General features: G+C 47.5%; 19 protein-coding genes. 13 read left to right on the top strand and 6 right to left on the bottom strand.

Going from position 1 to position 21,054, the window contains the following annotated elements; translation table 11 throughout:
• The first annotated feature begins 40 nt into the window (after nt 1-40).
• Nucleotides 41-1,048, top strand: a complete 1,008-nt coding sequence (locus ACYVFD_RS33215) for a hypothetical protein (protein ID WP_461094860.1) — start codon at nt 41-43, stop codon at nt 1,046-1,048.
• Nucleotides 1,049-1,116: 68 nt separating this feature from the next.
• On the opposite strand, the gene ACYVFD_RS33210 is transcribed toward ACYVFD_RS33215, so the two are convergent.
• The 4 genes from ACYVFD_RS33210 to ACYVFD_RS33195 all read right to left on the bottom strand — a co-directional run bounded on the left by ACYVFD_RS33210 (nt 1,117) and on the right by ACYVFD_RS33195 (nt 5,988).
• Nucleotides 1,117-3,210, bottom strand: a complete 2,094-nt coding sequence (locus ACYVFD_RS33210; RefSeq protein WP_461094922.1) for a M3 family metallopeptidase — start codon at nt 3,208-3,210, stop codon at nt 1,117-1,119.
• 240 nt (nt 3,211-3,450) lie between these two features.
• The gene (locus ACYVFD_RS33205) at nt 3,451-3,939 is read right to left on the bottom strand and encodes a hypothetical protein (RefSeq protein WP_461094859.1); all 489 of its coding nucleotides are present in this window, start codon (nt 3,937-3,939) and stop codon (nt 3,451-3,453) included.
• Nucleotides 3,940-4,097: 158 nt separating this feature from the next.
• The gene (locus tag ACYVFD_RS33200) at nt 4,098-5,369 is read right to left on the bottom strand and encodes a dicarboxylate/amino acid:cation symporter (RefSeq protein ID WP_461094858.1); all 1,272 of its coding nucleotides are present in this window, start codon (nt 5,367-5,369) and stop codon (nt 4,098-4,100) included.
• A 100-nt stretch (nt 5,370-5,469) separates the two neighbouring features.
• Nucleotides 5,470-5,988, bottom strand: coding sequence for an acyl-CoA thioesterase (locus ACYVFD_RS33195; protein ID WP_461094857.1), 519 nt, complete (start codon nt 5,986-5,988; stop codon nt 5,470-5,472).
• Nucleotides 5,989-6,178: 190 nt separating this feature from the next.
• Between ACYVFD_RS33195 and ACYVFD_RS33190 the strand changes: the two genes are divergently transcribed.
• From ACYVFD_RS33190 to ACYVFD_RS33155, 8 genes are all read left to right on the top strand, one after another.
• A complete protein-coding gene (locus tag ACYVFD_RS33190) occupies nt 6,179-6,628 on the top strand; it encodes a DUF2147 domain-containing protein (protein WP_461094856.1) in 450 nt (149 codons plus the stop codon).
• A gap of 106 nt (nt 6,629-6,734) precedes the next feature.
• Nucleotides 6,735-7,904, top strand: a complete 1,170-nt coding sequence (locus ACYVFD_RS33185) for a flavin-containing monooxygenase (RefSeq protein WP_461094855.1) — start codon at nt 6,735-6,737, stop codon at nt 7,902-7,904.
• A gap of 156 nt (nt 7,905-8,060) precedes the next feature.
• The gene (locus ACYVFD_RS33180; RefSeq protein ID WP_461094854.1) at nt 8,061-8,246 is read left to right on the top strand and encodes a CsbD family protein; all 186 of its coding nucleotides are present in this window, start codon (nt 8,061-8,063) and stop codon (nt 8,244-8,246) included.
• 237 nt (nt 8,247-8,483) lie between these two features.
• Nucleotides 8,484-9,548 (top strand): glycosyltransferase family protein, encoded by a 1,065-nt coding sequence (locus ACYVFD_RS33175; protein WP_461094853.1) that lies wholly within the window; start codon nt 8,484-8,486, stop codon nt 9,546-9,548.
• A 5-nt stretch (nt 9,549-9,553) separates the two neighbouring features.
• Nucleotides 9,554-10,186 (top strand): glycosyltransferase, encoded by a 633-nt coding sequence (locus ACYVFD_RS33170; protein WP_461094852.1) that lies wholly within the window; start codon nt 9,554-9,556, stop codon nt 10,184-10,186.
• A 4-nt stretch (nt 10,187-10,190) separates the two neighbouring features.
• Entirely contained in the window at nt 10,191-11,450 is a 1,260-nt protein-coding gene (locus tag ACYVFD_RS33165) for a glycosyltransferase family protein (RefSeq protein ID WP_461094851.1), read from the top strand.
• Nucleotides 11,451-11,461: 11 nt separating this feature from the next.
• Nucleotides 11,462-13,021: an ATP-binding cassette domain-containing protein gene (locus ACYVFD_RS33160; protein WP_461094850.1), complete on the top strand. Its 1,560-nt coding sequence runs from the start codon at nt 11,462-11,464 to the stop codon at nt 13,019-13,021.
• A 2-nt stretch (nt 13,022-13,023) separates the two neighbouring features.
• Entirely contained in the window at nt 13,024-14,121 is a 1,098-nt protein-coding gene (locus ACYVFD_RS33155; RefSeq protein ID WP_461094848.1) for a nucleotidyltransferase family protein, read from the top strand.
• A gap of 43 nt (nt 14,122-14,164) precedes the next feature.
• Here ACYVFD_RS33155 and ACYVFD_RS33150 read toward each other — a convergent pair whose 3' ends face one another.
• Together ACYVFD_RS33150 and ACYVFD_RS33145 are read right to left on the bottom strand one after the other, a co-directional pair.
• The gene (locus tag ACYVFD_RS33150; RefSeq protein WP_461094847.1) at nt 14,165-15,121 is read right to left on the bottom strand and encodes a hypothetical protein; all 957 of its coding nucleotides are present in this window, start codon (nt 15,119-15,121) and stop codon (nt 14,165-14,167) included.
• Nucleotides 15,118-15,519, bottom strand: a complete 402-nt coding sequence (locus tag ACYVFD_RS33145) for a hypothetical protein (protein WP_461094846.1) — start codon at nt 15,517-15,519, stop codon at nt 15,118-15,120. Before ACYVFD_RS33145 ends, ACYVFD_RS33150 begins: the two co-directional genes overlap by 4 nt.
• A 281-nt stretch (nt 15,520-15,800) precedes the next feature.
• Here ACYVFD_RS33145 and ACYVFD_RS33140 point away from each other — a divergent pair, with 281 nt between their 5' ends.
• The 4 genes from ACYVFD_RS33140 to ACYVFD_RS33125 all read left to right on the top strand — a co-directional run bounded on the left by ACYVFD_RS33140 (nt 15,801) and on the right by ACYVFD_RS33125 (nt 20,989).
• Nucleotides 15,801-16,964 carry a cytochrome-c peroxidase gene (locus ACYVFD_RS33140; protein ID WP_461094845.1) on the top strand — a complete coding sequence of 388 codons (1,164 nt, stop codon included), beginning with the start codon at nt 15,801-15,803 and terminating at the stop codon, nt 16,962-16,964.
• 169 nt (nt 16,965-17,133) lie between these two features.
• Nucleotides 17,134-18,450 carry a TolC family protein gene (locus ACYVFD_RS33135; protein WP_461094844.1) on the top strand — a complete coding sequence of 439 codons (1,317 nt, stop codon included), beginning with the start codon at nt 17,134-17,136 and terminating at the stop codon, nt 18,448-18,450.
• Between the two features lie 110 nt (nt 18,451-18,560).
• The gene (locus ACYVFD_RS33130) at nt 18,561-19,655 is read left to right on the top strand and encodes an efflux RND transporter periplasmic adaptor subunit (protein ID WP_461094842.1); all 1,095 of its coding nucleotides are present in this window, start codon (nt 18,561-18,563) and stop codon (nt 19,653-19,655) included.
• Nucleotides 19,656-19,738: 83 nt separating this feature from the next.
• Nucleotides 19,739-20,989: an ABC transporter permease gene (locus tag ACYVFD_RS33125; RefSeq protein ID WP_461094841.1), complete on the top strand. Its 1,251-nt coding sequence runs from the start codon at nt 19,739-19,741 to the stop codon at nt 20,987-20,989.
• Nucleotides 20,990-21,054 lie beyond the last annotated feature (65 nt).

Raw genomic sequence — 21,054 nt, 5'->3', positions numbered from 1 at the left:
GCGAAATCGTCTAATCGATTATCATCCATCTTCCAATTTTATGATTTACTATTGCCAAACATTTCGAATCACTTGCTTAACCCTTACCGTAGGTTTTGTTCTTTCCTGTAGCACAAGCGATACCGATGTAACAACAGTATCGGGCAGCTATTCAGGAACGGGTTCTGTTACACAAGGCAAAGCCACTGCCACTACAACAAACCTGTTTAGTTCGGGGCTACGAACGGCGGCTTTGGGCACCATAACCTCTACCGACAATAAAACCTGGACAGTACCGGCTGAGGTCAACTATAGCACCAATTCGTTTCCGTTTGCTTCCGATTTGTACAATAGTTATGTATCAGGCCATAGTTATGCCAACACCTCATTGGCAGTAGCCGCGCTTAGCAGCAGTAATGTAGTTACGGTCGATAGCGATGGTGAAACGTACACAGCCTATATTTTCGCCGATAATTACTTCGAGATGTATGTAAACGGAACGCCCGTTGGAAAAGACCCGGTTCCCTATACCGATTTTAACTCCTGCATTGTACGCTTTAAAGCAAAGAAGCCATTTACGGTAGCGGTTAAATGTGTAGACTGGGAAGAAAATCTGGGCCTGGGTACCGAAGCAAACAGCGGTAGTAGTTACTACGCTGGCGATGGCGGTTTTGTGGCCGTAATCAAAGACAAAAACAATAGTGTGGTCGCCATCACCAACAATAGTTGGAAAGCCCAAACCTATTACATCGCCCCTATTGCTGATCTGAGTTGCCTCTCCGAATCGGGTAACTATCGGTATTCGACCAACTGTAGCACCACCTCTGGTTCGGCCAACAACTATAGCATCCATTGGGCTGTTCCGACCAACTGGTATGCCAGTAGTTACGATGATTCGGGCTGGCCCACAGCCACTACCTTTACTAATACGACCGTAGGAGTTAATAACAAACCTTCGTATCAGAACTTTACGGATGTGTTTGATGCCAGTGGCAATGATGCTAGTTTTATCTGGAGTACCAATTTGGTATTAGACAATCTGGTCCTGCTACGCAAAACCATTAATTAAGTAAATGGACAATGAATAATGAATTATCTGCTGATAGTGTATTCATTATTCATTGTCCATTTACGTTACTACAAAATCAATCCGCTTCGTCGGAGCATCGCTTTGGGCGATGGTTCACGGCCCCGGAATTTTTTATACAGTTCCATGGGTTTTTCACTACCCCCTTTTTCGAGGACGTTCTTACGGAAGCTATCCGCAGCGGCTTTATTTTCCAGTCCACCTTTCTCCTTAAAGAATTCAAACGCGTCGGCGTCCAGCACTTCACTCCATTTGTAGCTGTAGTACCCAGCCGAATACCCTCCGGCAAAAATGTGCGAGAAGGCCGGGCTGAAGGCCACACCATCGACGCGAGGGAACAGGTTAGCCACTGAGTCAATTTTGTTTTCCACCTGCGAAATGCTTTCGCCGGTTGGTTTCTGGCTGTGATAATACATATCGACCAGACCAAATCGCAACTGACGCAGGTTGGCTAGTCCGGCCAGAAAATTCTGGCTGGCACGAATTTTCTCGATCAACTCATTGGGAATTACTTCACCCGTTTGGTAATGCTTCGCAAACAGTTTAAGCGCTTCGGGATCATAGCACCAGTTCTCCATCACCTGCGAAGGCAGCTCCACAAAATCGCGGGGAACGCTCGTACCGCTCAGGCTTTCGTAGGTTCCATTGGCCAGCATGCCGTGTAAACCATGTCCAAACTCATGAAACAGGGTCGTTACTTCATAGAAGGTCAGTAGCGACGGCTTGGTATCGGTAGGACGGGTGAAGTTGCAGACATTGACAATGTGCGGACGGATATTTTCGCCATTCTCCACTTTTTGCCCCTGTACATCGTTCATCCAGGCGCCACTACGCTTACCGGAACGGGGGAAATAATCTCCGTAGAATACGGCCAGGAATTTTCCGTCTTTATCAAACACATCGAAGGTTTTCACCTCGGGGTTATACACCGGAATATCCTTGCGCTCCTTGAAGGTGATACCATACAATTTATTAGCCACCGTAAACGCACCGTTCAGCACATTTTCGAGCTTGAAATACGGCTTCAGCGTTTCGTCGTCGAGGTCGTACTTCTCCTTCTTCAGTTTCTCGGCATAATAACTGTTGTCCCAAGCCTGTAATTTGTCTTCATTATATCCATGCGCTTTGGCGTAGGTTGTCAGTTCGGCTAACTGGCGTTCGGCGGCCGGGCGTGCGTAGGTTACCAGCTCATTCAGGAAGCTCTGCACTTTATCGGTCGACCCGGCCATGCTTTCCTCCAGCACAAAATCGGCGTGGGTTTTGTAACCCAGCAGATTAGCCCGTTCGTAGCGAAGGTTCACAATTTTCGCAATGATGGCTGAGTTGTCGTTCTTATTACCCTGAAAACTACGACTGTTATAAGCCAGGTATAATTTTTTGCGAAGCTCACGGTTGTCGGCATATTGCATAAAGGGACCATAGCTCGGCGCTTGCAACGTAAATACCCATCCCTCTTTACCTTTCTGCTTTGCGGTAGCTTTAGCAGCTTCCCGAACGTAGTCGGGCAGTCCGGCGAGGTCTTTCTCATCCGTTACCTGCATCTGGTATTCGTTCGTTTCATTCAGCACATTTTCACCAAATTCCAACGACAATTGCGAAAGCTCCTTATCGATAGCCCGGAGCCGTTCCTTACCTTTTTCATCCAGATTGGCACCGTTGCGAGCAAAGCGTTTATAACTCTTTTCAAGCAACATAGCGGCTTCCGGGTTGATTTTCAGGCTGGCACGCTGATCATATACCGCTTTGACACGGGCAAACAGCTTCTCATTCAGTGAAATATCATTCCGGTATTCGCTCAACATAGGCGACGCTTCCTTCACAATTTTCTGAAGTTCAGGAGTCGTTTCGGCACTGTTGAGGTTGAAGAGTACCGAAGTGACTTTACTCAGCAGATCGCCCGACCGTTCGAGAGCAACAATGGTATTTTCGAACGTTGGTTTCGCTGGGTTATTGGCAATGGCGGCCACGTCTTTACGACCTTCTGTCATACCTTCCTGTATGGCTGGTAGGTAGTCGGCATTGGTAATTTTGTCAAATGGAGCCGTCTGATGGGGGGTCGTGTACGGTACTAAAAAAGGATTCTGCGACATTTTAGGTTGAGGGGGCGACGGCTGAGCAAACGCGGTCGACGCAGCTACAGCCATTAATAGGCCCGTTAGTTTCATCTGTTGATGAGTAAACATATTGTTTTGCAAAATGAGTTTCCGGGAAAAATACAAAATAAAGACAAACCGGTCAACTCAATGTTGCATGAGGGGATGGTTAATTGGTTGATTGGTTAACTCTACTAATGAACCAGTCAACCAGTACCAATTAACCAATTCCCGATTCAACAAAAAAAGCCGACCAAACTGATCGGCTTTTTCAACACTCCCTTCCTATACTCAATACCCATAGGGTCCATGACCGTAGCCATTGCCATACCCTCGTCCGCGACTGGCCGAGCGTTCATACGGACGCATACGATCAATGACCCGATCGCGCTGGTCGGGGCGAAGAACGGCCATCATATCGAAAAATTGTCGCTGGCGAGCCTCGCGGAAAAATTGCCGCTGCCGTGGATTGCGCGGATCAAGTCCCTGTGTTTGTTGATTGAATCGATCCCGGATACGGCGAATTTCGCGCTCTTGCCGACGATTTAACCCCAACTCACGATCCCACCAATCGAGGTGGCGATCAAACTGGTAGTCATCATAATCGTAGTTATAATTGGGCTGACCGTAGCCAGGTTGCCCATAACCAGGCTGATTATATGGCTGGTTATAGCCGGGTTGCTGGGGATAATTATTGTCGGGGTAGTTGTAGCGTTGGGCAAAAGAACCGGTCGAGAGCAAAGCAATCAGTGTAGCGGCAGTCAGCAGTACTTTTTTCATGGTAGTTAAATGTTTTCAGGTTGTATTTGCACCTTTGAACAATCCCCCACGAAATGGTTTAATTTTTTCTCTAAAAAAGAATAAAAATTGTTTCAAGTTTTCAGGTTGGCTGACGCGAGAAAAATTGGTGCCTCAGCCAACCTGAAACTTGAAACAAACTAATACTTATACTCCACTACTTCTTCTTTGTTCTGTCGGGTTATGACCTGGTTGTATTTAGTCCGATCGAACTCCTTTTCGTTGTTGGCGATAAAAATGGTGGCTACTGTATTACCAATGATGTTGGTGATCGAACGGGCTTCGGACATAAACCGGTCAACGCCCAATAGTAGAGCCAGCCCTTCGACGGGGATAACCTTGATGGCGGTTAGGGTACTGGCCAAAACAATAAATCCGCTGCCAGTTACGCCAGCAGCCCCTTTTGAGGTCACCATAAGTATGCCGATAATGGTCAGTTCCTGCCCCAGCGTAAGGTCGACGCCAAAAACCTGCGACAGAAAAACAGTAGCCATCACCAGATAAATCGTGGTTCCGTCCAGGTTGAATGAATAACCAGCCGGAACCACGAGCCCTACCACCGATCGTGAGCACCCCAACGTTTCGAGCTTATCCATAATCTGTGGCAAGGCCGATTCCGACGAGGAAGTACCCAGCACAATCAGCAGCTCTTCCTTGATATATTTCAAAACCGCCCACAAGCTGATTTTGTAGTACCTCATCAGCAGATTCAGGACTATAAAAATGAACAGGATCATGGTGGCGTACACGGTTCCCATCAGCTTGGCCAGCGGCAGTAACGTGCTTAGTCCATATTTGCCAATAGTGAATGCCATTCCGCCGAAAGCGCCTAACGGAGCCAGGACCATCACCACGCTCAGAATATTAAAAAACACTTTTGACAGTCGTTCGAAACTATGAATCAGGGATTTACCTGACTCACCCATGCGGGTCAGACCGACACCAAACAAAATTGAGAAAACCAGTACCTGAAGAATATCTCCCTCCGCAAAGGCTTTGATGGCATTGCTCGGAACGATGTGTAGAAAGAATTCTGTCCAATCCATTCCGGCCCCCTGTTCAGCGTATTTACTAATGTCTCCTCCTTTCACGGCCGTTGTCTGCACACCATCGCCCGGCCGAATCAGGTTCGCCAGAATCAGCCCAATAGCCAGGGCGGCTGTCGTAACGATTTCGAAATAAAGTAACGCCTTTCCGCCTACCCGGCCAACTTTTTTCAGGTCACCCATATTACTGATTCCCAACACAATGGTCAGGAAAATAATCGGTGGGATAACCATTTTGATCAGACTAATAAACAGGTCGCCCATGGGTTTGAGCTTGGCGGCAGTTTCGGGAAAGAAATAGCCCGTCAGAATACCCAGGGTGATGGCAATCAGAACGCGAAAGGTGAGATTGTTAAGAAGTTTCATAGGAGATAGGGAGAAAAGGGAGAAGGGAAAAAGGAGAAAGGAATAAAGGGAAGGAGAAATCTTGGTTATACTTTCTTTTTCCCTTCCCCCTTTTCTCCTTCTACCCCTTGATTACCTGTTGCTTAATTTCGCGTATGCGGTCGTTAAAGTTTAAATTAGCAAAATCGATATGTGGCACCAGAATGGTTTGAAGGAGTTCGGTGACCCGTTCATCGTGAGGAATGCGCTTGCCTGTTAGCACACTTACGTATTTCGAAGTAACCCAGAGTACGTTTTTAAGATGTGTTTTTCCATCGTCGGTCATAATATACTCCGTCACGGTTGTGTCTTCGTTGAAATAAATGAGCCTGGACATGATGCGCGTCCATTCACTCACAAGGGCGGGACGGATGTAGGCAATCTGATGCTGATAAACCACCCAGCCTGTTTTCAGCTCCCGAAATAACTGCCCTGGATTAAAATCATAGAGTTTAGCCACCTGATCTTCTCTGGCGTTAAAGTAGTAGTCAAAATATTTAGCATTGTTGAGGTGTTGTAACGGGTCACAGTCCTGAAACCGAACAATCACACGCGATTCGGTTTCGGTTGGGTAGCTGCGGTTGGGATCACGATGGAACATAGTCTGAATGGCGCCGGCCACCCGGCAGGATTGAGCAGATTGATGGATTAAAACAGATTTTGCTTTCCAGTAGCAGGTTAAACAAAATCCAGTAAATCTAAAAATCTGTTCAATCCCGGTTCAGAATTTTTCTGCAATATTTACGTTAGTAGAGCAAAAAATGCTGATTTTATTCAATTCCTAAGCACTTATGAAAATTTTCCGTTCTTTATTGTCGCTGACCGTGCTGTTGTTCAGCCTTACCGCCTTCACACCTTCCGACGATTCCGATGCAGTGGTTGGGACATGGCTGAATGGTACTAAAAAAGGACACGTTCAGATTTACAAGCAGGGAGGTACGTATTTTGGCAAGCTCATCTGGTTGGGACAACCTACCGATCCGACGACTGGCAAACCCCGGACGGACGAGAAAAACACAGATGCCTCCAAACGTACCCGCCCTCTAATGAACATGATTTTGATGTATAATTTCAAGTACAATGGCGGCAATGTCTGGAGTGATGGCAAAATCTACAACCCGGAAGATGGCAAAGAGTACAACTGCAAAATGACGCTACAGGATCCCAATACGCTTCTGGTTCGCGGCTATGTAGGCATTTCACTCCTGGGCAAAACCCAGACCTGGACACGGATAAAATAGATATTGATTGTCATTAGCTTCGCGTTATTAATGGTCATTCGTTGTAACAATCAGTACCTATAATTGGCCAAAATGACTACGAATGACCATTAATGACGCGAAGCTAATGACTTCCCATGCTGCTACGCCAATGACCACAACTACACTTATTATCGGTGCTGGGCCTGCTGGACTGGCAATAGCTGGTCAGTTGGCCCAGAAGGGCCTGCCATTTACCATTCTGGAAGCCAGCGACTACATTGGGGTTTCCTGGCGTAATCACTACGACCGGCTGCACCTACATACGGTTAAAGGCTATTCGGCACTTCCCCATATGCCTTATCCCGCCAATTACCCGACCTACGTTTCCCGGCTCGAATTTATCGAGTACCTCGAACAGTATGCGGAGCGGTTTGGAATAAAGCCACTTTATAATCAGAAAGTTGTTAGCATTCAGCGAAGTATGTCGACCGACAAAGCCTGGCAGGTACAAACCGAGACGGATACGTTTATGGCCGATCGGGTGATTGTGGCAACGGGTTATAATCGGTCGCCCAACATACCGGAATTACCCGGCCAGCGTAATTTCCGGGGAATCGTCTGGCATAGTCATGAGTACAGAAATGGTGCGGCTTTCCGTAATGAACATGTATTAGTGGTTGGCATGGGCAATACCGGCGCTGAGCTGGCACTGGACCTGCTCGAACACGACGCTATCCCGGTTATCTCAGTCCGGAGCCCCATCAACATCATCCGGCGCGATATATTTGGTCGGCCCGCGCAGAATACCGCCATTTTACTGAGCAAACTCCCAAACTGGCTGTGTGATCTGATCGCTGGGTTTACGCAGAAACTGACCGTTGGCGATATGTCGGCCTATGGCCTGGGAAAACCAGCCCACTCCCCTACCTACGACAACCGGCGTGGCAAAACACCCGTTATCGACATCGGAACCATCGACCAGATCAAAGCGGGAAAAATTACGGTAGTTCCGGGTATCGAACGCATCAATGCCAAAACGGTTACCTTCACCGATAGTCAGGAACTTCCGTTCGATGCGATCATTCTGGCAACCGGTTACCGACCCGGACTAGCTGCTTTTCTGGATAAATCGATTACCGATATACTACTCAATGAGCACGGCTATCCAAAAAATCTCTGGTTCAATGAGCCAGGTCTGGAAGGTCTTTATTTTCTGGGCTTTACCACGCCCCGATCCGGTGTACTGTTCCACCTGAACATCGACTCAGAACGTATTGCCGAGCACATTGTTCAGAACAATTCGGTCCCGGTCTAGTTGTAAATTAAACACATCGGACCGCCGAAGCGGAGACGCGGAGAACACAGAGATCAAGTCGTTTATAAAACAAATCTTTACTCTGTGTTCTCCGTGACTCCGCTTCGGCGGTCCGATGTGTTTAATCTAATTTCCAACGTTATAACCACTACAGTCATGAACGAGACCACAGCAAAAGGCTCCTGGAACGAATTGAAAGGAAAAATCAAACAAGCATATGGCGATCTTACCGACGATGATCTAACTTATGAAGAAGGTCAGCAGGATGAAATGTGGGGTAAAATCCAGCAAAAGACCGGTAAGACCAAAGATGAAATAAACAAGGCCATTGCCGATTTATAATCTATACTGTTCGAGTCCATTACCCAACCTAACCAGGTTGTATTGTTTTTTTAATACGAACGGCCACCAGTGTATCCTCGGATATATTGGTGGCCGTTCGTATTTAGTAGCAATAACCAGTATTCTACTCGAAAAATAGCGTCGATGTAGTAACTTGTTGCGCAAAGCGGAAGTCGGTAAGCGGATGAATAACTCGTAGATTATCCCCCTCTTTTTGCCCAACAACCCTAACAGCACTTGGATATACCAGTTGTATTGATAATCTATAATCGGCCAGATAAAACCCGACGCTCGTTCGAGGCTATTCGAGCTGTCAAACCAACTTGTTTATACATTATTGCCGATGGGCCTAAACACGAACAGGATGCTCATCGTGTCAGGCAAGCCCGAAGTATTACCGAACAGGTCGATTGGGACTGTCAGGTTCACCGGATTTACGCTCAGGAAAATCTTGGCAGTGGTTATCGGGTAGCTAGTGGACTTGACCATGTCTTCAGTGAATGCGATAAAGCCATCATCGTAGAAGATGATATAATTGCAACGCCCGCCTTTTTTACGTTTTGCAGCCGTATGCTGGCCCGTTATGAGCACGATTCACGAATCATGTCGGTGGCTGGTTGGAATGGGCTTGTCGCGTATCAGTCAGAGTCAGATGCCTGCGACGCATTTCTTAGCCAGTATTCGAGTATATGGGGATGGGCGACCTGGCGACGCGCCTGGGCAAAGTACCAATATGACCCCAGTTGGTCGGTTGACGAATTCGATGCACACATACGGGTCTACTACAAAGACTCCTTTCGGCCAAAGCTGCAACGGCATAAGTACGTTCACCGGTTCTGGAATCAATATAAAGCCTGGGACATCCAATGGGCCATGACGATTTCTATGTATCAGGGCTTTATTGTAACTCCAACGGTTAACCTGTGTCAAAATATCGGTTTCGACAGTGAAGCCACCAACTTAACCTCATTTAACATCCGGGGGCTTTTTCCTGCTTTTAATCCGAATTTAGACATAAGTCCGTTGAATGTTCTGGAAGAGCATGGACCAGTACAAGACTGGTATGATTATAGCCTATTGTTAGTAACGATCTTAAGTCAGTATCAGGATATCCGGAAGTTGGCCTTGCTTCATAAAAATCCCCATCTCATTCCTAAACATCAGGACCGGATTGGTTGGGAATGTTCGTTGCAGCCATTCAACGAACCGGAGCGATGCGTGCAGATTTTAACGCATCTGGAACGCTATTTCACACATCCCGAACTAACCAAATGTAAGGACGTCTTTCAACGTCTCCTGTAGCCTGCATGCTCATCTCAACCATTATTATCTGCCGCAACGCCCAACCATTCCTTGCAACCTGTGTTGCCAGCATCAGACAGCAAACGCAGTTACCCGATGAACTCCTTGTTGTTGATGGAGCATCTCAGGATGGAACGATGGAGTGGCTTCACCAGCAGCCAGATGTGACAATCATTTCACAGACTGGTCGTGGTATAGCCAACGCACGCAATACGGGAATTTCAGCGGCTAATGGGGAGTATATTGCTTTTCTGGATGCCGATGATACCTGGGAACCACAAAAACTCGCCAGGCAATTCGCACTGCTCCGTCAAAACCAGGCCCTTCAGGCCGTTACCGGGCACCTGACCAAATCCAACGATCCCGAAAAAACCGAGTGGGTCGCCATGACCCCCAGTGGGTTCCTATTTACGCGTAAGGTATTTGATCAATTCGGACTTTTTAATGAAAACTGGACAGTCGCTTCTGATCATGAATGGTTTATACGGGCTATCCGGCAAGGGTTGTTGTATGAGGTAATTCCTGAAGTAGTAGTTCAAAAAGGCATCCACGATCAGAACCTGTCGATTACCAAACGCAAACGCTACCGCTCTGAAATGATGACCATTATGCGACACCAACAATCTTATAAATGCTGAACTAATGAAGATCCTTTACGTCATTCCCCGAATGACCTACGGAGGTGGTATGCCGGTTATTCTGACCGAAGTAAAAACAATGCAGCAGCTTGGTGTTGATGTGTCAGCTACGGTTATTGTATTGGAAAAAGGCATAAGTACCCACCTGATGACCGAAGCTATATCCTGCAATGTAAAAGTATTGCTGGCTCCCTCTTCAGTATTGGCAGGTAAACTTATCAGTCAGGCCGATATAACGGTTGTTCATTACTGGAACTGTCCTTCTTTATATCGGTTCTTTCGTTTCCTCGCCGATTCACAGGTTCCACACAGGCTTTGTGTAAGCATACGGGTAAATGGATGTACGTTGCCCCAGGTTGTACCAAATTGGGTATATGCTTCTGCCGACGCACTGGTTCGCCTTCATCCGCGTACCCCAACGACTGACCTTCGTCCTGGTATAGAAGTTCTTACGCTCCCAAGCTTTATTCGACTCCCTGATCTGAATGCGCAACCGCCTATGCCCGATCCAACGACCTTCAGACTAGTTCATGCGGGTACACTCAACTACTTTAAAACCCATCCACGGTTAATCTCCCTTCATGAAGGCCTGTCAATTAAATCATATAGCTTCGATATTTGGGGCAGTGGCATAGATGCCTTGTTTGAAAACGATCAGGCCAAAGCACACCATGCCGTTTACCGGGGATTTTCGGCCAACTTGTACGCCGATATGACGCCTTATCATTTGCTTTGTAACCCGCAAACATCCCTTTCGTACGGATCATTCGATAAAATCATGAGTGAATTCCAATGGATGGGGAAGCCCGTAGTCGTACTGAAAAACAGCTACATAGCCGATCATATACAGCATGGCCTTAACGGCATGGTGGCAGACGACGAATACAGTTACCGGGCTATTCTTGCCATGCTCGCAAGTCAACCCAATATATATAAACGGCTATCCGAACGTACGCTCCATTACACACGAAGCAACTATAAACTAACCGACTCCGTAGCCGCTCTTGTCGGCCTTTATCAGCGAACTATGCAGAAGTCACCTAAATTTGTGGATGCAACCTGTATACCCAATCAACCGATAGAGGCTGCACTGGATGGCTTGGGCAACTGGCAACAACAGCTATCAAACGATTCTATGACACGCTCACCGGAAGAGATTAATTATGCACTTCGGTGTGAAGGGGGCCTGATACATTTTTATAAAGAATACCCCAACGATTCAGCCCTGCGCACACAGATTACCCAACTCCTGGCGCTTGAATAATCACTGGCTTCATGAAAATTGATCTCCGTTTCTGGAAACAGTATACACAACTTCAACTCAGTAACTCACTCGCCTTATTCGTCACTGGTGTCGCACAGGCCATTATTCTCTATCACCTCATTAACCAAAGTGCAGGTAGCTACAAAAGCCTATTTATTCGGGGCTTTTCACTGATTGTCCTCCCTTTTGCGGCTGCTTATTTCGCCAGCCGAATGGCTTCACACAGCACCAATAGGCTACAGTTGACGTTATTGGACAATTTTTCCCGCACGAGGACCAATGATCTGGAACAAATCCATACCAACGCCTTTAGTAAAGCAATCGTAAATGATGTCGACCATTTGTTTCAGTTCTGGCGCGAGCTGTTTGTGAATGTTGGGTTCAATACACCCATTCTGCTCTACTTGCTATGGACTTTGTTGACGAAAAGCCAGATATCTGAGCTGATTGGCATAGTTGCTTCGGCAGCGCTCCTGTTTGGATTTGCCTATCAGGTTAATCGGTGGGTGAAAAGCCGACAACGGGCCCACAGTCAGGTGTATATTTCCCTGCTGGATCGCCTTCAGAATTACGTTGATAACGTGCTGCAGTTTCGCCTTTACCACAGCGAAACGCAGTATCTCGATGGTCTCCGGAACAATCTGACACAGTTCGGCAAGCTAAGTGCCCAGTTGAGCCAATATCGGCAGATGTACGCTACGGCTGTGGCCTCGGTTTTGCTGGCAGCAATTTGGGGGGGCTTATGGTTTTTACAATCGAAAGTCGACTTATCCACTTCCGATCTGGCCATTGCCACCCTGATCCTATTGGAAATCAAGCGAATCAGTTCAGAAGTACTCAATATTTTGTATACCTATCAGAAGGCAAACGAAGGTGCGGAACGAATCAGTTACTGGTTAGATACTCCCCCATCGGATGAAACTACCACTCACCAACCCACTTCGTTTACCCCAATTCACATTGAAAATCTGACATTTACTTATCAGGACCAGGCTCAGATCATTCAGTACCCGAACCTTACTATTGATGTGGGAGATAGGATCTGGCTGCAAGGTCACAACGGACGGGGTAAATCGACGCTCTGGAAAGTCCTGACCGGCTTATACACGAACGCAGCAACAACCATTTGGCTCGGTGAAACTCCCCAGCATGGCGATGGACGACAACCTTTCTGGCGTCATGCTGCTGCCGTTACGGAGCCTCCCCACTGTTATAGCGGCTCGCTCTGGGAGATTATCGGCAACTTTTCGGAAAAACGGGAGGAGGTCGTTCGCTGGCTTTCCGATCATCAGCTTCTGGATTTTTTCAATACGTACCCTCATCAACTGGATACCCAGTATAATTCGGCCACACGTAACTTATCGGCAGGTCAATTGAAATGGCTCCTGCTGGTTCAGGCCTTTTATCTGAAGCCAGATCTATTGATTTTAGATGAGCCATTCTCCTCATTGGATGTCGAACGTCAGCAGGTGGCCCTTTCACTACTTCAGCAACTAGCCGCCAACGTAACGCTGATTGTGATCAGTCATCATAAAATACCAATTGCCTTTACGAAAACGATCCAGCTCTAGCTATGCTTTGTTTACCTAACCCAACTCAGCAACTGCTGTTGAAGGCCGTCCTAAATCCTGATCTTACCGAGGGGTATCAGCAGTTTCTGAACTGGCAACATACGACCGATTTCAAAGGAATGTTGTTAAAATCTGAGATTCGGCTACTGCCCATGATCTGGTATAAATACAAAGCTCAGTTAGCAAATAACCCTTACAAGGATCGATTGGGCGGGCTTTATAAAAAAAGTTTATATAACAACTCCCGGCTCTTTCATCAATTGGCCCCAATTGTAGAAGTGCTTGACCGTGGCCAGTTTACCTATGCATTTACCAAAGGCATTGCGCTGCACTACTATGTATATAATGACCTCGGCTCACGCCCGATGAATGATATTGATATTCTGATTGCCCCCAACGATTTCAAACCAGCTCTGGATACCCTTCTGCAACTTGGCTATTATTTTAGATACCCTAACCTATCCATCGATACCTATGTTCAGGGAGAATTGCATGCCTGTACATTGAACCATAACACCTACAAGGGAGTAGACCTACATTATTATCCGGCCCCTTATCATACTCAACAGGTTACCAATGATATGTTTCTGGAAGATACTCAAATGCATCTATTTAGAGGTATACCCCTCCGGTTACTTTCTCCTCAAAAACTAGCTCTTTTCCTGATTCTGAATTACCAATTGATCGATGAATGGCACTGGATTGCGGATTTCGTGTTTCTTCATCAAAAATATTCATTATCAGTGAGCGACTTACGACCCATAACGCAGGTAACCGGCCTTTGTCACGTCACCCATCAACAGCTTTTATACCTGTCAACCCTAGGCAATTTTGACTTTTCTGACGAATTAAATTTTTATGCAAGCCAACCGATGACATTAACCAATCGCTGGCTACTCGATTCGAAAAAGTTACGCGATGCCCGATGGCGATTAGGCGTTTTAACCAATGCTTCTGGCCTCAGCACCCAACAAAAACTGTCAATACCCTTCCTGGTTGCAATCATTCGCTGGTATTATCGCTCCCTCCGACGAACGGAACCCAGGGAGTTCATAGGCAAAACCACTAGGTTCTTCCGCGACATCACGAACCGTTCCTGATGCATTCTCCCATCAACAGATTTTACTGACAATACTAGTTTGGTTAGTAGCTCGACATCGCTATAAGCTCGGTTAGATAAGCATAGTTTTCCGTCGTTACAGCAGATAGATTCACCTGAACGACAGGTAACTCTCGAACAAGTTTCCTGATCGCCTGTAAGCATAAGTGGCCTGTTGCCCGGTACTGAGCAGCAAAAGCCAGTGATGAGGCCAGGTATTCGAAGCCAACCCGAGGACTTACCTGAGCATGCGATAACGCACGATTCTGAAGCGTCAGACAAAAAATAGCTTTAATCGACGCATGAGCTACAAATCGATCTGGACAATACGCCATTGCATTGAAAAAATACTTTGAATCGCCCTTTTGCAAAAACTGATCGACTGACAGGTATGGGCTCAGGAAAGGAAGTGCCTGTTCCCGGATGCGGAACGTCGGGTAAAACCCATAAACGGTTGTTGGATTGTCGGCTCGCAGAAAACAAAAATCATCCGTTACAAATTGACCTCCCTGTAAGACCCAGGTAGCCGAGGTCGTTGATTTCCCCGTATTTTGTTTACCTGGAATTAACACAAACTGATCGTTTGCCCCAATAACGGCTGCATGTAAAGGGGCATATCCTTGTCGATTCAATACCTGAATCAGTAGGTTTAGGAACGGGTAACTGAACGTAAAAACATCATCCAGCCATTCGGGAAGAGCAAAAAACTGTGCCGAATCGGTTAACTGAGAATACGACAGAAAGAACCCTGCTCCCAGAACTAACCAATCTCCTCCATGACTGGCCCAGACGATATCTTCCTGCCTAAACTGAGCCTGCCAGTATGCAGCCCGTTGTTTTTTATAATCCTCTTCGGCCCAATCGACCCGAATGGTTCGTGCAGCCAGTTCAGAAGGCTGGCAGTTAAGCACGATTCCCGAAGACAGGCGTTGTAGAACCGGTTGTGGCGCCCGTATAACAAGCTGGATTTGTTCGGGAAGCTGCCAGAAGCCTTCAGTCATTTATCTTTATGTGGCCAGCCTAAATCAGAAACATCATGAATAGGGTCCAGTTTGATCAAATCACTAACGTCATCAAATTTTTCGAGAATGGGCGCTTCCTGTACAATCAATGAAGTCAGATCAGGATGCTCTGCGGGAAGTACTTCTGTCTGAATCAGTATTTGTTCGGTAAAAAGCTGTTCAATGTAGCCCTCTACTTCCTGAAGCCGTTCGCTATTGTTGCTTTCTGCCAGGTAGGATTTGACGGCTTCGATAACGCAACCCGTTTGGAATACTCGTAAAATAGCAGGGCCTGAGCCCTTTAGCGTGTAGTAAATACCGCTCTGCATATGAATTAGAACAATCTCTTCGTCGAAGTCTTCAAAGTCAAAATTGGTTTTATCAAATATGGCTATCATAAAAAGAGGATAACTGATTAGTTTCGATCAACTGTTTTCGAAACTAGCTATAAAACCGGATTTACCAAAAGCCAGAACGGCAATCGTTTTCTCAATGTGAAAACTAATTATGGCCAGCCGCAGTAAATTACCTATAGTATTTTCCAAAGTTATATCCCTACAGTAGCTCAAGGTTTTTAACACTATACATTAATTTATCAATTGTTTAACTTAGCGAATTAATTTATCAAGCGCTCGGTTTCCACATATACACGTTAGTAATTTATACCTAATTCATCCGTATGACCCGTGATCATCTCATTGGCCTTCTGACGACAATTATTTTCTTCGCCGTTGTTCTCGAAGCCTGTACAAAAGATGAGGGTACTGCGACTGTCAATCCTCTGCAGATTGAACCAACAGTCACAATTCCGGTTAGCAATACCCTTACCAATGATACTGCGTTGCTCGGTCAGGCATTGTTTTGGGACCCTATCCTATCAGGTAATAAAGATGTTGCCTGCGCGACCTGCCATCACCCCAACAATGCTTATACGGATGGCCTGGACCTTTCAATCGGCACCAATGCAGTCGGTCATGGACAGAATCGGCAGTTCCGCTCCCCCAACGACATTCCCGTTAGCAAACGGAACGCCCCGACAATCCTCAATGCCGCTTTTAATGGCATGGATGCCAATGGAAATTATGTACCAGTAACGGCACCGATGTTCTGGGATTCAAGAGCACAAAGTCTCGAAAATCAGGTAACAGGCCCTCTGACGACATTCGAGGAGATGCGGGGGCATGCGTACAGTGAAGCCCTCACGATTGACAGTGTGGTTGCCCGGCTGACAAAAATTGCCGAATACCAGCAACTGTTTCAGAAAGCGTTTGGCAATGGTCAGGTCGTTACAGCCGCGAATATTAGCAAGGCGATTGCGACCTTCGAGCGGACGTTAACGGCCATGAACTCACCCTTCGACCGCTACCAGAAAGGGGACAAATCGGCGCTCAACGAACAGCAAATTCAGGGTATGCTGATCTTTAAGGATGAGGGTTGTCACCTCTGCCATTCGGGACCGATGTTTTCCGACTATAAACTGCATGTGCTATCGGTACCTGACAATTCGAAATTAACCAGTTCGGATGCTGGTGCGGGAGGTACGTATGCCTTTCGGACGCCATCGCTCCGAAACGTTGGGATAACGGCTCCGTATATGCACAATGGTGTTTTTCAGACGCTGAAGCAGGTGTTGAAATTTTATGACGACATTGGTGAACCTATATCCCAAAATCCGAATGTGCCGGTGCAGCACTTAGACGCCAAAATACAACGGATCGCCCTACTCGACGCTGAACAGAATAAACTTATTGCCTTTCTAAACGCCCTGACGGACCCTTCGTTTGACAAGTTCATCCCTGCTCGTGTTCCCAGTGGCCTAAATCCAGGTGGGGCCATAAAATAAGATACCCTGCCCGCTTTAAGTTGTTGGAGAATTTCCCATCTCGTTGCCAACAGCCGGTTTATTCATGGGTAGAATTAGCCGTTTAGCCTATTTTTTTCTCTGCTTCGCTGAAACAAATCTCCTCATCAGAAAAAAACTTAGTTCTTTTGGGCGTTCATTCACTACGCCCATGAAACGGCTCATTCTCACTTATTTACTTTTTTATTCATTCGCAGGCCAGGGACAAACGGTCGTGTCGTCGGTGCAGGAGGCATTGGCAATGGCCCGTCGCAGCAATCCAGACCTGACCAATGCCCGGCAAAATCGATTGGTACAGGGCCAACAGTCGTCTGCAACCCGAGCAGCTCTACTGCCCCAGGCTCGTTTTTTTACCAATTTCGATTACAATTTCTCACTGCCGGTTCAACTGATCCCACTCGTATTATTGGGTGGTCCGGCGGGCGAATACCGTAGTGTTCAGTTCGGCTTGCCATATGTGCTCGCGGCCGGTGCTGAAGTTACAGTACCGGTTGTAAACCGACCTGCCCGCGCCGACATCGGGATTACGGAGCAAAACCTTCGGGTCACCGACAATCAAAACCTGGTTCTTCAGGATGAAGTATCAACCCAGACAGCGCGCATCTATCACGCTACGCTGCTCACAGGTGCTGCCATTCGCCTGACCCAGCGCAACCTGTCAGCCACCGACACGCTCACGCAGATTGCGCATGATCGACTCGACAAAGGGCTGATCGAACCGCTGGAATACAACCGCATCCGATCGGTCCAACTTACCACGGCCGATGTGCTGTACCAAAACCAACTGGCCTATGTCCGCAACCGGAATCAGCTCAAATTGATTCTGGGCCTTACGCCTACCGACAGCCTGGTTCTTTCGGAAGATTTGGCCAATCGACCGGCTAGTATTCCGATTCCGGCATCGGCGCTTACACTAACTGAGCGTCCGCAGATCACCCTGCAACAGGCACGAGTCGAGTTATCGAAACTGCAACTTAATCGCGAACGGCTACAACGGTGGCCAACCCTCTCGGCTTACGGTCGCTACACCGAACAGGCACAGCGGAACGAAATCAACTTCCTGAATTTTAGCCAGCCCTGGTATGAGATCGGCGTTGCCGGACTCCAGTTCAACTGGCCGATTTATACGGGTGGACTTCGCACCAGTAACATCACCCGTGCTCGTCTGCAACTGAAAGCGGCCGAACTGGCGCTTGATTATGAACGCAATAAGCAGCAAACCGACAACGAAGACATTCGCAACACCTACAACCAGGCTGTCCGGTCGCTGGATTTGAACCGACAGAACTACGAACTCAGTACCCAGAATGTGCAGATTGCATTGATCAAATACCGCTCTGGCCTGTTTGCCTACGACCAGTACCTGAACGTTTTCAACGAAGCGCTGACAGCTCAGAATCGGTACCTGAACAACCTCTCAAGCGTATTTATCAACCAAACGATCCTTCAAATCCGAAGTGGACAATAAACCTGTTTTCTGTCTTCAGTTTACGGTTTACAGTTGGCTGACGCAGGAGTAGCTGACACTTTTGCCAACTGTAAACCGTAAACTGAAGACAGAAAACCGAGCAGACTCCCATGAAAACTATACTTTCCCTATTAGTATCTCTGGCTGTACTTACTGCGTGTAAACGGGGTACAGATGGCACTTCGCCCACCTATCGGGATTTAACAGAAGCGGTCTATGCCTCGGGAAATATTTACCCCCGCAACGAATACACTGTCACAGCCGATGCCGCCGGTATTTTACAGAAACGACTCGTCAATGAAGGAGACTCCATCCAGCAAAACCAGTTGCTGTTTGTGCTCGAAAGCGCTTCGGAAGACGCTCGTCAGCAGGCAGCCGCCAATGCGTATCGGCAGGCACGGGCAAACCTAAGCCCAAACTCACCGGTGCTGGCTGAACTGGAAGCCCAGGTACGCAATGCCCGCACCCGACTGGCCAACGACTCGATCAACTACAACCGTTTTCGGGAACTGTACAGCCAGAATGCAACCTCAAAAGCCGAACTCGAACGATCTGAACTGAACTATACCCTCTCCAGAAATAACCTTCGGGCGCAGCTCAACACCCTGCAACGCAGCCGTGACCAAATTCAACTCGATGTCGCCAACAACCGGAGCCAATTGGTTTCGTCGGAAGAAGCGGGACGAAATACCCGTATTCGCAGCCTGTTGACTGGTAAGGTGTATGAAGTCTTCAAAGATCCGGGCGAGGTAGTTCGGGTAGGCGATCAGTTGGCGCTTGTTGGGAGTGGCAATCATTTATATGCGCAATTAGCGGTCGACGAAAGTGATTTTGGCCGGATGCGAATCGGTCAGGAAGTTATTCTGAAAGCCGATGTGTACCCTGATAAAGTATTTAAAGCGCGGGTCAGTAAGATTTATCCGAAGCTGAACCGCAGCGATCAGTCGTTCCGGGTCGATGCCGAATTTGAGGGCGACCGACCTGCCTCCTATTATGGCCTGACCGTCGAAGCCAATATTATCATCAGCCAGAACAAACACGTCCTGACGATCCCGAAATCGTACGTCTTCGGCACCGATAGCGTCTGGGTCGACCAGGATGGCAAAAAGCAAAAAATAAAATTCCAGAAAGGCGCCGAAAACTTCGACATGGTCGAGGTAAAAGGTGGGCTGACGGAAACATCTAAACTAATTGTGAATGAGTGATTGAGCGATTGAACGGTCCGCCGTCGCGGTGATTAGCATTGTACACATTTTTATTCACTCAATCACTCATTCACTCAATTTCTATGGACATTCGAATAGCTTCTCAAATAGCCCGAACGCACCTGATGGCCAAGAAGCGGCAAACGCTTGTGGCGATGCTGGGGGTAACGTTCGGCATTGCTATGTTCATCACGATGATTTCGTTCATGCAGGGGGTGAATCAGTTTCTGGAAGATTCGGCCCTAGACGCCAGCCCACATATCCGACTCTATAATGAAGTCAATACGCAACGTCCCAGTCTGATCGACCAGCTCAATCCGAGCAATTTCAATGTAGTGTATCATCAGAAACCCAAAGATGAACTGGCTCGGATTAAGAATGGAATCGCCATTGCCGAACGCATCGAAAAAGAACCGGGTGTACTGGGCGTTTCGCCCCAGGTGGCCACGCAGGCATTTTATAACAACGGGCCTATCCAGTTGTCAGGCACGATTTCGGGGGTTGACATCGAACGCGAAAACCGGCTGTACAAATTAACTACCCGGCTTAAATCGGGTAGCTTGCGGGGCTTGCAAAGTAACCCAGACGGGCTGATCATGGGAGCCGTACTGGCGCGAAAACTTAACGTACGGGTGGGCGACAAAGTAACGGTCACAACCCCCATCGGCAGCACACGAATTTTGCGGGTAGTTGGCACCTTTGGCTTTGGTGTCGGCACGGTTGATAATACCAAGAGCTACGCCAACCTGTCGACCGTGCAGGAAATGCTTCAGAAAGACCCCAGTTACATCACCGACATCCACATTAAGATGATCGATCCCTTACAGGCCATCCCGTTCGGGAAACGTCTCCGGGCGATGTACAGCTATTATACCGAAGACTGGGCTACGGCCAACACGGCGATTCTGGCAGGTGAAAAAATTCGGAATGTGATGACGTTTGTAGTGTCGATGACATTGCTGGTGGTGGCAGGCTTCGGCATCTACAACATCATGAACATGACCGTCATCAACAAAATCAAAGACATCGCCATCCTGAAAGCTACGGGCTTTGAAGGTCGCGATATTATCGCCATCTTCCTGCTACAGGCGGTCTTCATCGGTTTTTCGGGCGGACTACTTGGGCTGCTCATTGGTTTCGGACTAAGTTACATGCTGTCGATCACGCCATTCGACGCCGGTGATTTTCTGAGTATCAAAACGTTTCCGGTCATATTCGATCCGAAATACTACATCATGGGCATCCTGTTCGGTGTGATCACCACCGTTCTGGCAGGCTTTTTCCCATCCCGAAAAGCCTCGCAGGTGGACCCGGTGGCAATACTTCGGGGGTAAGTTTTCAATGATGAATGATCAATGATCAATGCCAGATGGCACATAATTCATCATTTATAATTTAT

It is taken from the genome of Spirosoma gilvum, assembly GCF_054776815.1.
Note: the sequence above shows the minus strand (reverse complement) of the source record. Positions and strands in the feature narration are given on the sequence as shown.